Source organism: Hallerella porci, from assembly GCF_003148885.1.
Lineage (GTDB): Bacteria > Fibrobacterota > Fibrobacteria > Fibrobacterales > Fibrobacteraceae > Hallerella > Hallerella porci.
In genome coordinates, this window is record NZ_QGHD01000018.1 from 1 (window position 1) to 13587 (window position 13587).

Below are 13587 nucleotides of genomic sequence, written 5' to 3' on the forward strand. Positions count from 1 at the left end.
AAGGACAAGGTCTATTCGCTACACGAGCCCGAAGTGAAATGCATCGGCAAGGGCAAGGAACACAAGAAATACGAGTTCGGCAACAAGGTGTCAATCGCCCGGAGCTACAGCGGCATCATTGTCGGCGCGGTCTCGTTCCGGGACGAGTATGACGGACATACGATAGACGATACGCTTGACCATGTTGAACAAATGCTTGGATTCAGGCCGAGCCAGGCCGCATGCGACCGAGGCTACCGCGGACAAAAGGAATCCGGCACGACAAAGATCGTGATACCGGACGTTCCGAAGAAAAACGCGACTTACTACCAGAAGAAAAAGGCTCACAAGCTTTTTTGCAAGAGGGCTGGCATCGAACCAATCAATGGTCACTTGAAAAGCGATCACCGCATGGGTCGCAACTTCTACAAGGGAATCTTTGGCGACATGCTCAACGCAAAGCTTGCAGCAGCGGCGTTCAACTTCAAGAGGGCCATGAGGCGTTTTTTTGTCCTGTTGGAATGGCTGTACTGTTGCTTCCTTTGCCGGGAAGGGGTGAATAAAAACGGCGAACCTCCTTATCCTGCGCTCGCGAAGTGACTTTTTAAGGGTCAACTAAATACATGATGGATCCAATTCTTTCGATTCGGCATTTGCGCCGCGATTTTAAAATGGGCGACGAAATCGTTCACGCTTTGCGAGGCGTGAGTTTTGATGTGCACGCCGGAGAATTTTTAACCATCATGGGAACGAGCGGATCAGGAAAAAGTACCATGCTCAATATTCTCGGTTGCATGGACAAGCCCACCGCGGGCGAATATATTTTAGACGGCGAACATATTGAAAAATTAAAAACGGAATCGCTTGCGACAATTCGCAGCCGCAAATTGGGATTTGTTTTTCAGAGTTATAATCTGCTTTCGAGAACAACCGCCGTCGAAAACGTAGAACTTCCGCTTCTTTACAATTCAAAAATTCCCGCAGACGAACGCCGCGAACGCGCTGTAAATGCATTAAAACGCGTCGGACTGGAAAGCCGATTAAATCATCTTCCGAATCAACTTTCTGGCGGGCAGCAACAACGCGTCGCCATTGCGCGCGCACTCGTCAACGATCCCGTCATCATTCTCGCGGACGAAGCAACCGGCAATTTGGATACGCGGACAAGTTACGAAATCATGGAAATTTTTCAAGAGCTCAATTCCCGCGGAAAGACAATTGTATTCGTCACCCACGAGCCCGATATCGCAACATTTAGCAGCCGCACATTAGTTCTGCGCGACGGACAAATCAAACGCGACAGCCGCAACGAAAATATTCAAAATGCCAAGGCTGCATTCGAAGCGCTTCCGCCGCCCGAAACTTTTGAAGACGAATCGGATGAGTCATGAGTCCATTTACTTTAATCAAAATTGCCTTCCGCGCTCTTCTTCGCAATCGTATGCGCACTTTCCTTTCGGTTTTAGGAATCGTCATTGGAGTCGCTGCCGTCATCACGATGGTCGCGATGGGCGAAGGTTCCAAGCAATCGATTAAAGCAAAAATTACCGCGATGGGCACAAATGCAATCGTCATCATGCCAAATGTCGAACGCCGCGGAGGCATCCAACTCGATGCGAGTTCTTCTACGCAAACTCTCGAAGAAGCCGATGTCATCGCACTCCGAAACGAAGCGCATTACATTAACGGAGTCTCGCCCGTGGTAAACGCAAACGGTCAAGCTATCGCAGGAAATCGCAACGAAGCGGTTTCTCTCACCGGCGTCAGCGCGGACTATTTGAAAATTCGCAATTACGAAATTGAAGACGGCATTTTATTTGACGATGAAGCGGATCGCATCGCAAAAGTTTGCGTCATCGGACAAACCGTTGTGAATACGCTTTTCCCCGGCGAAGATCCCATCGGAAAAACCATCCGCTATAAAAATATTCCCTTAAAAGTCATCGGCACATTAAAAGCCAAAGGCTCCGGCGATTTCGGGCAAGATCAAGACGAAGTTATTTTAGCGCCCTATCAAACGGTGATGAAACGTTTCAATGCGACGACCGACATTCGCACCATTTACGCAAATTCAATCGGCGAAGGATTTGCGACAAAAGCGAGCGAAGAAATTCTCACGATTTTAAAAGAGCGACGTTCGTGGACAAGTGAAAAAGAACCTTTCCGCGTTCACACGCAAGAAGAAATGATCGAAATGATTACGAGCACTTCGGATTTACTTTCTCTCGTTTTAACAGCAATCGCAGGCATCAGTCTTCTCGTCGGCGGCATTGGCATTATGAATATCATGTATGTTTCCGTCACCGAACGCACCCGAGAAATCGGGCTTCGCATGGCGATAGGCGCCCGCGGGCGCGACATTCTTTTGCAATTTCTTTTTGAATCGGTGATGATTAGTTTACTCGGCGGACTCGCTGGAATTTTACTCGGCGTCGCTGCCGCATCGACAGTCAAATTCATTTTAAATTGGCCGATGAGCATTACCATTTCAAGCGTCGTCGTAAGTTTCGGCGTATGCTTTGCCACAGGAGTTTTCTTCGGTTGGTATCCCGCGCGGAAAGCGAGCCGTTTAGATCCGATCGAAGCTTTGCGATTTGAATAATTCAAAAATCTGCGTTTTCATTTTATCGCTGCATTTTTTTCGTTTGAATTATTTAAATTTTTTAACGATCATTTGACAAAGGCTGCAATTATGGAATTGACTCCGCTTGACATTCGCAATCAAACATTTCACTCCAAGCGCTTTGGCGGTTTTGACCCCGAAGAAGTCAAAGCATTTTTAGAAACTGCAGCCAAATCTTTTGAAGAATCTGGACGCATCCGCACCGATTTAACGGAACGTTTAAAAATCGCCGAAGAACGCGTGAACTATTACAAGCAAATTGAAAAAACGATTCAAGACGCTGCCGTAACCATGCAAAAAACGATGGACGAAATCAAACGCAACGCCGAAAAAGAAGGCGAGCTCATCGTCGCCGAAGCGAAAACGCGCGCCCAACACGAAATTGAAAACACCAAACACGAAGCCGAAAAACTCCGCGCCGAAATCGAAGAATTAAAACAACTTCGCACAAATTATTTCATCCGCATTCGCGCAATGGTCAAAAGCCAAGCCGACCTTTTGAACGCGATGGAAAAAGAACAAAACCCCGAAATTTCTGAAAACGGTCCAGTCGTTTTTTAATTTTTTACATGCGCATCGAAGTCAAAGTTCACGCCAAAAGCAAACGCGAAAGCGTTGTGCCGCAGCCTGATGGCTCCTATAAAGTCGATGTAAAAGCGCCGCCCGTTGAAGGCAAAGCAAACGAAGCCGTCTGCGAAGTCATCGCAGAATTTTTCAAAAAGCCAAAGCGCTCTGTCCGCGTTGTAATGGGTTCTACAAACAGTCGCAAAGTCGTTGAAATCGACTAAATAGATTACAATTCACACGGAAAATTTTTCAGCGAAAAAGTAATCGTATCGCCGAAGAATTGCGAATACGGTTCCCGCTTAAAAGCGACTAAAGAATTTTCAAAAAGCAATTCATTGGAATTTTTAAGAATCGTCGCGCACTTTCCATTCGAAAGTAAAATCGGTTTCTGCGCACTTCCCGAATTCAATTCCAAATAAACTTCGCTCGCATTTTTATACGTCACCCGTTCCAAAAAATTGAGGAAAATCGTTCCCGGAACGCGTCGCAAATAATGACAAAAAACTTGTTTCTGATTCGGTTCACAATACATCGCCGAATCCGGAGAAGAACGGAAAAATTCATCAGCGGTGAGAGACGCAAGCGAAGGCTTTTCCTTGGACGAAACGGAATTTTCTAATTCTTCGCCATAATAATGAATTTCGCGGACAATGCGTTCGGCATCATACGATTCCGCAGTGCCGTCTGCGCCTTCATAAACAAAGGAATCAAAGGTTTCTGCAAACGTAGCGTTACCCAAAGAATCATAAACAATTGACGATTCCAATTCACCGTGACGATAAGTATTCTTCGTCGAAAAATCGGCGCTATCTTTATAAACATAACGCACCGTATCATTTTGCGGCGACCACGCTTTGGAATGTTTCGTCACAATTTGCACAATTCTTCCCTTCGAATCGTACTCGTAATTTTTCGTATAATTCAAAAGATCGGGATAAAAAATACGTTCGTCAAAACGGAATTTTTCGGATTGCAAAAAATGATTTTTAAAAGTGCGTTCAAACGATCCGCGTTTTTTCCCCGCAGCATCGTAAGCGATAATGCGCACAAGCGAATCATTTTCATCGTATTCGTAAATGTGGCGATATTGCACACTCGGCGTTACGCCCGTTGCCGCAATAATTTGATGTTTGCTGTTTTCTTCCCACGAGAAATGTCCATCCGCAGAATTCCACGAACCATCTACAGGACTTTTGCGATAAAACGGATTTGTTTCTTCTTCGATGACGCGATTATCATTTGCTAAATAATAAACGTAATCTCGATTCGATTCAAAAAGATGCACATAAATTTCGCGGCGATTTGCTTTGTGAATGACGAGCGCAAGCGTGTTTAACATTCCCGTACTATCGTAACTTGCAAAGTCCGCCATTTCTCCGCTAGGCAAATAATGAATTTTCACAGTTCCCGAAAAATGCGGATCCAAAAGATTTCCATTTTCATCTTTTTGAATCATATAACTTTTCTGCAAAATCGATTCGACGGGTCCGTGAATATTCTGATATTTTTTCGCTTCTAAATTTCCTAAAATCACTTCATACGCCGACTTAATATTCGGCGGTGTCGTATAACTAAACTGCAATCGTTCTGCGCCCCGCGTATCAAATTCCGTACTGCAGCCGAGCAAAAATGCAGTCACCAAAATCGCGGGAATTTTCACAAACGAAAATTTCATCGCCTAGAATATAAAAAATTCCGAACGCCTGTTACAAAGAAAGGAAAGTTTCCTAAAATTATAAAGCGGAGATTGATTCTCCCTAAAAATTTTTTCGAAGGATTTGACAATGACAGAAATTCAGAAAAAAGTTCAAGAACTCGGGCTCGTTCTCCCGAATTGCCCTGCTCCTCTCGCTGCATACGTTCCCGCCACTCGCTTTGGCGATACCATTATCGTTTCGGGGCAACTTCCTTCGGTCAACGGTGATTTTTCTGCGTTCTGCGGAAAAGTTCCCACAGAATTAAGCGTTGAAAAAGCAAAAGAAGCCGCAGCCATTTGCCTTTTGAATAATCTCGCTGCAGCGATTAGCCTTTTAAAAGACGGCGAAACTTTGCGCCTTGTGCAAATGCAAGGATTTGTAGAATCCGCAGAAGATTTCCACGAACAGCCCGCAATTCTCAACGGTGCTTCGGAACTCGCCGTAAAAATTCTCGGCGATTACGGTCGTCACGCGCGCACCGCAGTCGGCGTTTCTTCTCTCCCGAAAAATGCCGCAGTCGAAATCAGCTGCACCTTCCAAGCGGTCGCAGGAAAACTCACATTTAACGGCCGTTACAACTGGATTGAACAAAAATGAAAACTTTAACTCTTCCGCTTCCCGATGATTTTCATGTGCATCTGCGCCAAGGTGAACTTCTCAAAAATTATGCAAAAACTGTCGCCAAAGAATTCGGGCGCATTCTCGTTATGCCGAATACGGTTCCACCGATTGCAAGCGCAGAAAACGTCCGCGATTATTACGCACAAATTAAGTCAGCCGCACCGCAATTAGATTTGCTGATGACTTTCAAATTGAATGCGAAAATTTCTGCCGATGAACTCGTGAAAATGAAAGAAGCCGGAGTTGTTGCGGGAAAATATTATCCCGCGGGCGTCACGACAAACAGCGAAGATGGCGTCTCGGAATTTGAATCCATTTTCCCCGTCGTCGCCGAAATGGAAAAACTCGGACTTGTTCTCTGCATTCACGGCGAAGAACCGTCTGCATTTTGCTTAGACCGCGAAAAAGAATTTATTCGCCGCGTAGAAATTTTAGCCGAACGCTTCCCGAAATTGCGTATCGTTTTCGAGCATCTTTCAACCGCTGCCGCAGTCGAAGCCGTTAAACGTTTACCCGCAAATGTCGCTGCAACAATTACCGCCCACCATTTAATTCACACTCTCGACGATGTTATCGGCGGCTCTCTGCAACCGCATCATTTTTGCAAACCGCTTCCCAAGCGCCCCGAAGATAGAAAAGCTCTCCGCGAAGCCGCCTTCAGCGGGAATCCCAAATTCTTCTTCGGTTCAGATTCCGCCCCGCACGCCCAAAGCAAAAAAGAATGCTGCTGTGGTGCTGCCGGCGTGTACTCTGCCCCCGTCGCCATTCCCGTCTTAATCCAGCTTTTCGAAAGCGCAAACGCCCTCGACAAACTGCCCAATTTCATCGCCGGCTTCGGCGCCGACTTCTACGGCATCCCTCGCCCCACCAAAACCGTCACCTACATCAACTCCCCTTGGACAGTCCCCGCAAACGTTGACGGCGCAGTTCCCCTCTTCGCCAACCAAACCCTAAATTGGCAAAGAAAAGAATAACACCAAGCCCAAAGCCAAAATGAAAAATTTTCGCCGAGCCAAAGGCAAGGCGAATTCCCACAAAACAAGCCAAGCGAAGCGATGACGAAACAAAAAAGCGAAACCGCGCAAGATGACGAAATGAACAACCCGAAATCGCCGAGCCGAAAAGGCGAGGCGAATGCCCGCAAAACAAGCCAAGCGAAGCGCTGGCGTAAAGAAAAAGTTTCGTCAAACGAAGTGACGACGAAACTAAAAAAGCGAAACCGCGCAAGATGACGAAATGAACAACCCGAAATCGCCGAGCCGAAGGCAAGGCGAATGCCCACAAAACAAGCCAAGCGAAGCGCTGGCGTAAAGAAAAAATTTCGTCAAGCGAAGCGATGACGAAACAAAAAAGCGAAACCGCGCAAGATGACAAAATGAACAACCCGAAATCGCCGAGCCGAAGGCAAGGCGAATTCCGCAAACAAGCCAAGCGAAGCGCTGGCGTAGAGAAAAAGTTTCGTCAAGCGAAGCGATGACGAAACAAAAAAAAGCGCCGAGCCGAAAAGGCGAGGCGCAAAATTCTGCGGTTAGCAGTTACAGTAATTTGGCTTAGAGGCGAGCAAGACTAGGCGCGTGCCCCGCAGAACATACTCACGTATGTCAAGGGGCGCGCAACGACGTATTGCGAAGCCTATAAGACAAATTACTTGAGAGTGCTGACTTGGACGTCCCAACTCTGTCCGTTCAAAGCCACACGATACGTATTCGTACCTTGGACTTTCATGCCTGCCGTATTGACGGCAGCAGCAGCCGGTTTTGCAGCGGCAGCCGGAGCAGCGTTCGGGTCTTTTTTCGGAACGCCGATATGACGATTTCCCTTGAGGAAGTCGATACCCTTGTTTCCGCCCTTCGTTTGGAGGCAGCCGGTGATGAAGATATTTTCATCGTTCACCGGAAGGTTATTTTCTTCCAAAAGTTTCTTCGCTTTCGGAATGCCCGGTTCGAGAATTTCTGCAGCGCACTTGACGCCCGGATAAGCTTCAGCAAACGGCTTCTTCTTCATCTGGTCTGCAGCGATCTTCACGAGTTCTGCATCCGGTTCGCACGGAGTCTTTCCGAGATAGCCGAGAATCATGTTGCCATAACCTTCGGTCATCTTATGCCACGTATCCAAGCCCTTCGACTTGTTCACGGTATTCACATAAGCTTGCTGGAAGTAGTACTGCGAAACCGGCGTCACCGACGAAGCAAAACCACCACGACGAACGCATTCGCTCATATTCGCAATCACCTGCGGATACAAGTGGAAAGTCTTCGTTTCGCGCATCATAAGAGTGTTTGCGGTCAAAGCACCCCCCGGCATCGGGGAGAAGATAACTTCCGAAGAAGTCTGGAGAGCTTCTGGCGGGAAGTTGTAATCCTTCAAGCATTCCACAGCCACATTGTTCGCTTCCATGAGCTTAGGAATTGCATTGTCATCAACAATACCATCTTCGCCGAGAGCAAGCGCGTAATCTGTACCCTTGAGCGCATGATACATGCTGAAAAGATCCGGCTGAGAAGTTCCACCCGAAAGCGGTTTACGAGCGAGGTCAATACCATCAGCACCGCCTTCAATAGCTGCGACATATTGACGAAGACCCGTTCCACAAGTTTCGTGCGAGTGAATGCGAAGTTCCACTTTATCGCCGAGGAGTTTGCGGGCACGCTTAAAGGTTTCGTAAACTTTCATCGGGTTTGCGGTACCCGAAGCATCCTTAAAGCAAACAGAAGCAAACGGAACGCCTGCGTCCAAAATGCTCTTCAAAACTTTTTCATAGAAATCCGGATCGTGTGCGCCTTTGCAACCGAGCGGAAGTTCCATCATCGTCACCACGACTTCGTGTTCCAAACCTGCATCGGTAATGCACTTACCCGAATAAATGAGGTTGTTCACATCGTTCAACGCGTCGAAGTTACGAATGCGGGTCATGCCGTGCTTCTTAAACATCTTTGCGTGGAGATCGATCATATCATACGGCTGCGGAGCGAGAGCCACCACGTTAATGCCGCGGGCAAGAGTCTGCAAACGAGCCTTCGGGCCGACAGTCTTGCGGAAAGTATCCATCATATCAAATGCGTCTTCACCGCAGTTTTGGTAAAGAGCTTGGAAACGAGCACCGCCACCTGCTTCGAAGTGAGTAATGCCAGCTGCAGCTGCTGCTTCAACCGCCGGCATAAAGTCTTTCATAAAGACGCGGGCACCGAAGATGGACTGGAATCCATCACGGAAAGAGGTATCCTGAAAAAGAATTTTCTTCATAGGTATTCCAATGGGGGAATCACACCCCCTGTCTGAGGGTCAATTTTTTGGGCAAATATAAAAATTAAATCTCTTCATTATTCGAAGGTTCTTCTTCGGCGCAGTTCGGGGAACCCGGATCATTTGCGCATTCATCCGAAGTATTTGAAGAACTGGACTTTGCCGAATCATCTGAACTAGAACTGTTATCGCAAGCGGTAAAAGCGAGCGCTGCGACAGAGAGAATTAAAAATGCAAGAGTATAGATTTTTTTCATGTTGCTATTATAGATTTTTTTCTTCCAAAAAGCCCGCCGCCCATCCGAAAATTTCCGTTATTGACGCTTGAAAATTGATGAATGCGCCAGAAAAAATTCCATATTTGTCACAAGTTCACTTTTTCGTTTTCCCGAGAAAATTTTTCCAACAAAAAAGACCCGCACAAGCGAGCCTTTTTTGCATTTCGAAAATCGTCGAATTACTTCTTCGGAGCCTTGGACTTCTTAGCGGTTTCCTTGAGTTCGGAACCGACCTTGAAGGAGACAGCCTTAGTAGCCTTGATTTTAATCGTTGCGCCAGTAGCCGGATTGTGGCCAGTGCGAGCCTTACGTTCCTTCACGCTGAAGGTGCCAAAGCCGATGAGCTGAACCGGGCCACCCTTCTTGATGCCTTCGGTGATGCCGTCGAGGACAGCGTTGACAGCAGCTGTTGCAGCCACTTTCGTTTCGATGTTTGCAGCCTTCTGAACGAATTCAATGAGGTCTTGCTTATTCATAGGATTGTTTCTCCTTGATAGATTTTGGATTTTGATGTATTTATTATACCTTTTTTCTGCCGTAAATCAAGAGTTTTTCGCAGAAAAATTGTATAAAAGCCTTATTTTATGGGGATTTTGTGTCCTCTGTTACGCTAGAATCCTTTCTGCGACGCGGAAATATGCGATGTTCCACGTATTCTTGAACCACAGCGATGACGATACAAGTAAACGGAATTGCACAAACGAGCCCGATAAATCCCAATAATTTTCCCCAAACGGAAATGGAAAGCAGGATTAAAACCGGCGGTAAATTCATCTCGGTGCCGACGATGCGCGGAATAATCAACATATCTTCGATGATTTGAATGACCAAGTAAATTGCCGCAATCATGAGGATAACTTCCCAGAACGGAATGCCCGTATCAAAGGAATAAATGATTCCGAGGAAAAACGCCACCGGCATACTTGCAATTTGCAAATACGGCACCATATTCAAAATGCCGATAAAAAGTCCGAAGACAATGCCCATCGGAAATCCGAGGACACCAAATGCGATGGAATATAAAATGCCGACGATGAGGGCGACCAAACTTTGACTGCGAAAATACGCTTTCATCAACTGATTTGTTTTGCGGAGAAAATCCGGTTTTTCGTTGTTTTCAATCGGCATTAAAACGCGAATTTTGCGGGCAATTTTCGGCATATCCATCATCAAAAATGTGGTGTACATAATGATGAAAACAATGCTCACCAAAGTGAAAACAATTGACGCTGTTCCCGAAAGAACTCCCATTGCGCCCGGTAAAAGTTTTCCAATCATCGACTGCGCAGTTTCCCAAAAGTTGATATCTTGCAACGATTCTAAGAAGCGCGCGCCCGCTGTAAAGTTCTGCAATTCTCCGCGCCAATCCGATGGAATGAGAGCAAGAATTTCTTGAATCCACGCGGTATCGGACATAAATTTTTTGATGAGATAACCGAAGTGGCTAAATTCTTCGCTGATTTGCGGAATAAAAATTAAGCAGAAACTCGTAATCACCGAAGCGACTAAAATGAGAGTCACAATCGTCGCAAAAATGCGCGCAGCTCGTTTCGGAATGCGGCGCAGTTTTGGTTTTCGCAAAAGGATACGGAACCATTCTTCAATTTTATCGACGACCGGATTTAAAATGTAGGCGATTAAAAATGCCCCGACAAAAGGAGCGAGAACATTTCGCAAATAATACAATAACGCCGAAGCGCAAATCGCCACAATTAAAATGGTGAAATACTTTAATTTGATTCTTGTGTTGAGCGACGAATCTGTAGTTTTTTCAACGCTGTTTTTTTCTTCCATAACGAATCATCCCCAGTATGTAAAGACCTGTGAAAAGAATAAATAAAACAAGACTTGTCCCGATGACAAATCGATTGGGTCCAAAAAATTCTAAATGAGAAATTTCAATTTCGGACGGAAGCCCAAGAAGTGTTCCTCGTCCAGTTTCGACGGCGACTTGCACCACATGATTCATATACAAATTCGAATCCGGTTCTACGCCGTGAATGTCAAACCAAATTTTATTCGGACGAATTTTTGCAAGCGATAAACGATGCTCCGTATAATAACGCGTCGCAGGGATGTCTAAGCGGAGCGGGCGAAGAGAAAGCGGATCGCCGATGTGAGATGCTACGGGATCCGTCACGCCGAGAACGAGCGCAATATCCGAACTCGCCCGAAAACGAATTATCACCGAATCCATATTGGAAAAATCAACGCCGTGAAGCGAAAGCGCATTCATTCCTCTTCCCATCGGAAATTCCACGCCTGCATGCGGATGATAAATGCCCGAATTTAAAACGATTCGAAGCGCAACCGCACTATCGCTTTCAAAAAATTCCGCAGTCGAAAATCCCTCTTCGCGACTATCCGTATAAATTCGCGGAGGATTATATTCTGGCTCTTTTGGCCAAACGCAAATATGTTCTTCGCGAAAAACAAAAAAGAAAACGCCTAAGAGAAGAAACGCAACCGCATAAACGACCGAAAATTTAACTCGATTATTTTTCATTTTTTCTTCTTCAAAAATCCGAGAGCGATGACGACGATGACGACGCACGCGATTAAGAAAATCGCTAATTCAATAGAGCCTGTTCCCTTCGCAGCAATTTTCGTAAAGCGGAAATGCATCGGTTCGCCGCGTTTTACATCCCAGCCCGGAGTCACTTCAAACCGCGAAACATGTTCTTTGTGACGTTGCATCAATTCTTTGGCAACGCCATTTTTCTGGAACCAAAAATCGGGAACGTAAAATTCTTGAAAAGGAATTGCGATGTGATTTTCGCCTTTTTTCAAAGGGATTTCTTTGAGCAGTTGACGAAAAGTGGTGAGAGAATCTTTGTTCGTCACATCGGGATCATACGTCCAAACTTTTGCGATAATTTCTGTTTCGGTTTCCGAATAAACATCTAATAAAATCGAATCGACAAGGCTCCAATTTTCATAATTGAATTGCCAAATGACGCCGCACCAAGCGCCTTTCGAAGTATCCATTCCTAGTGTGCAGCGAAAATCTAAAACCGAATCCGACAATTCCATTTTTGCTTTCGAAGATCCACCGTCCGAAAGGTCGTCGTAAGCCATCAATTTTTCGGTCGCGGAAAGCGGAAACACTTGCACTAAAAATTCACGCTTCGGAATTAACACGTAAGCGATGAACATACAAATAATGGCTAAGGAAAGGATTGCGAGTTTTTTCGCCATCATTTCTCCGCGGGCTTTTCGAGAATTTCCTGAAATTTCATTTTGTATTGCATCGTTTCAAATGCATCTTCTTCGGGTGCGCCCGATCCAAAAATTTTATCCACGATTTTGGAAAGGAAAACGATAAAACCAAAATGATGTTTTTGTTTGGACGAAAGAAACATTTCGTCCGAAGGCGAGCCGACCATTCTGCGTAAAATCGTATGCATCGTCGATGCGGGAAGCTGAAACATTTCGCAGCAAGAAGCGACTTTTCCCGGAATGCCGTAATCGGGCAATTTTCCGTCGACGAGTTTTTCGCCGTGATCAATGCAAACCGAATTTTCATCGGCTTCGACCCAATCCGCATTGCGTTCTTCTAATGCTTTCAGCCAAAGTTCGCGAGTTTTATCATAAACTTCTCGCCGAAATGCCATCGTTTTATCGCTCGGAAAAAATGTTCCTAGGCAATGCGGACAAATGCGCAGGTCAAAGCGGGAAAGTTCGACTTTTTTCGTTTCGGATTTACAGAAGGGGCATTGGCTCATCGTTCTTAGAAAATAGTAAATTTTAGTCTATGGCAAAAGTAATCTCTGTTACAGTTCAAAATTTTCAGTCCGAGGTGATGACCGAAGCGGAAACACGCCCCGTTGTTTTGACCTTTGCATCTTCTCAGATGCCCGACTGCGCTTCTTATAATCAAATTCTCGAAAAACTTTCTTCGGAACTCGATTTCACTTTAGGCGAAGTGAGTTTGGATGAACCCGATAATATGGCGTTCGTGCAATCTTTCCGCATTCAAAATTTACCGTTTGTCGTCGTCCTTTCAAAAGGCGAAATGGCTGATGCCATTCAAGGCGCACTCCCCGAAGATGAACTCAAAAAGCGCTTGTCAAAATTTTTCATTTCCGATGAAGAGCGCGCAAAAATGGCGATGGAAGATGCAATCGCCGAAGGAAATTATGCGGAAGCGCTTCCGCTTGTGCAAAGCGAAATGGCGAAAAATCCAAGCGATGATCATCTGAAAATTCTTCTCGCCAAATGCGAACTCGGGCTCGGTAACGCCGAAAACGCCAAAGAAATTTTGCAAAAAATTTCGGAAAATAGCGCAGAATTTGCAACCGCAAAATCTCTGCTCGATTTGATGGATTTACTCGTCGAAGCGGCGAAAACAAATCCGGTCGAAGGCGATGCAAAAAAATTCCGCGACGCCTGCAAAGACGCTGCCCGCAAAGATTATCGTTCTGCGCTCGAAGGATTTTTTCAGCTGGCTCTTTCGAATCCCGATTTTCAAGATGGCGCACCGAAAAAATCGATGCTCGTTCTCTTCAGCGCTCTCGGGCCCAAAGAACCGCTCACTTGGGAATATCGCAGTAAACTGAACACATTCCTCTTCATTTAAT

At 45.8% G+C, this 13587-nt stretch carries 16 protein-coding genes and 1 pseudogene; 9 read left to right on the forward strand and 8 right to left on the reverse strand.

Annotation, left to right across the window (positions count from 1 at the left end; genetic code table 11):
• The 5 genes and pseudogenes from B0H50_RS13340 to B0H50_RS08725 form a co-directional block, all read left to right on the forward strand.
• A pseudogene (locus B0H50_RS13340) lies at positions 1-579 on the forward strand (IS5/IS1182 family transposase); the annotation flags it as partial.
• A gap of 23 nt (positions 580-602) precedes the next feature.
• Positions 603-1370 carry an ABC transporter ATP-binding protein gene (locus B0H50_RS08710; protein WP_106198302.1) on the forward strand — a complete coding sequence of 256 codons (768 nt, stop codon included), beginning with the start codon at positions 603-605 and terminating at the stop codon, positions 1368-1370.
• Positions 1367-2581: an ABC transporter permease gene (locus B0H50_RS08715; RefSeq protein WP_106198301.1), complete on the forward strand. Its 1215-nt coding sequence runs from the start codon at positions 1367-1369 to the stop codon at positions 2579-2581. Before B0H50_RS08710 ends, B0H50_RS08715 begins: the two co-directional genes overlap by 4 nt.
• Before the next feature lie 72 nt (positions 2582-2653).
• Positions 2654-3163, forward strand: a complete 510-nt coding sequence (locus tag B0H50_RS08720; protein WP_233244669.1) for a DivIVA domain-containing protein — start codon at positions 2654-2656, stop codon at positions 3161-3163.
• Positions 3164-3171: 8 nt separating this feature from the next.
• Positions 3172-3390, forward strand: a complete 219-nt coding sequence (locus B0H50_RS08725; protein WP_106198299.1) for a DUF167 domain-containing protein — start codon at positions 3172-3174, stop codon at positions 3388-3390.
• A 5-nt stretch (positions 3391-3395) separates the two neighbouring features.
• Here the strand turns inward: B0H50_RS08725 and B0H50_RS08730 are convergent, their stop codons facing one another.
• The gene (locus B0H50_RS08730) at positions 3396-4844 is read right to left on the reverse strand and encodes a hypothetical protein (protein ID WP_106198298.1); all 1449 of its coding nucleotides are present in this window, start codon (positions 4842-4844) and stop codon (positions 3396-3398) included.
• Between the two features lie 109 nt (positions 4845-4953).
• Here B0H50_RS08730 and B0H50_RS08735 point away from each other — a divergent pair, with 109 nt between their 5' ends.
• The 3 genes from B0H50_RS08735 (at position 4954) to B0H50_RS13345 (ending at position 6719) form a co-directional block, all read left to right on the forward strand.
• On the forward strand, positions 4954-5463 hold the full coding sequence (locus tag B0H50_RS08735) for a RidA family protein (protein ID WP_106198297.1): 510 nt from the start codon (positions 4954-4956) through the stop codon (positions 5461-5463).
• The gene (gene pyrC, locus B0H50_RS08740) at positions 5460-6461 is read left to right on the forward strand and encodes a dihydroorotase (protein WP_106198296.1); all 1002 of its coding nucleotides are present in this window, start codon (positions 5460-5462) and stop codon (positions 6459-6461) included. Before B0H50_RS08735 ends, pyrC begins: the two co-directional genes overlap by 4 nt.
• 81 nt (positions 6462-6542) lie before the next feature.
• Positions 6543-6719, forward strand: coding sequence for a hypothetical protein (locus B0H50_RS13345; protein ID WP_158275896.1), 177 nt, complete (start codon positions 6543-6545; stop codon positions 6717-6719).
• 412 nt (positions 6720-7131) lie between these two features.
• Here B0H50_RS13345 and B0H50_RS08745 read toward each other — a convergent pair whose 3' ends face one another.
• The 7 genes from B0H50_RS08745 to B0H50_RS08775 form a co-directional block, all read right to left on the reverse strand.
• Complete coding sequence (locus B0H50_RS08745) at positions 7132-8730, reverse strand: biotin attachment protein (protein ID WP_106198294.1); 1599 nt, start codon at positions 8728-8730, stop codon at positions 7132-7134.
• Between the two features lie 64 nt (positions 8731-8794).
• The gene (locus tag B0H50_RS08750) at positions 8795-8986 is read right to left on the reverse strand and encodes a hypothetical protein (RefSeq protein WP_106198293.1); all 192 of its coding nucleotides are present in this window, start codon (positions 8984-8986) and stop codon (positions 8795-8797) included.
• A gap of 200 nt (positions 8987-9186) precedes the next feature.
• Entirely contained in the window at positions 9187-9483 is a 297-nt protein-coding gene (locus tag B0H50_RS08755) for an HU family DNA-binding protein (RefSeq protein WP_106198292.1), read from the reverse strand.
• 106 nt (positions 9484-9589) lie between these two features.
• Complete coding sequence (locus tag B0H50_RS08760; RefSeq protein WP_109587571.1) at positions 9590-10801, reverse strand: AI-2E family transporter; 1212 nt, start codon at positions 10799-10801, stop codon at positions 9590-9592.
• The gene (locus B0H50_RS08765; RefSeq protein WP_106198290.1) at positions 10779-11513 is read right to left on the reverse strand and encodes a hypothetical protein; all 735 of its coding nucleotides are present in this window, start codon (positions 11511-11513) and stop codon (positions 10779-10781) included. Before B0H50_RS08765 ends, B0H50_RS08760 begins: the two co-directional genes overlap by 23 nt.
• Positions 11510-12205 (reverse strand): CIA30 family protein, encoded by a 696-nt coding sequence (locus tag B0H50_RS08770; protein WP_158275897.1) that lies wholly within the window; start codon positions 12203-12205, stop codon positions 11510-11512. The genes B0H50_RS08765 and B0H50_RS08770 overlap by 4 nt, the downstream gene beginning before the upstream one ends.
• Complete coding sequence (locus B0H50_RS08775) at positions 12205-12732, reverse strand: TFIIB-type zinc ribbon-containing protein (protein ID WP_106198288.1); 528 nt, start codon at positions 12730-12732, stop codon at positions 12205-12207. Before B0H50_RS08775 ends, B0H50_RS08770 begins: the two co-directional genes overlap by 1 nt.
• Before the next feature lie 29 nt (positions 12733-12761).
• On the opposite strand from B0H50_RS08775, the gene B0H50_RS08780 reads away from it, so the two are divergent.
• Positions 12762-13586: a tetratricopeptide repeat protein gene (locus B0H50_RS08780; protein WP_109587572.1), complete on the forward strand. Its 825-nt coding sequence runs from the start codon at positions 12762-12764 to the stop codon at positions 13584-13586.
• Position 13587: the final 1 nt, after the last annotated feature.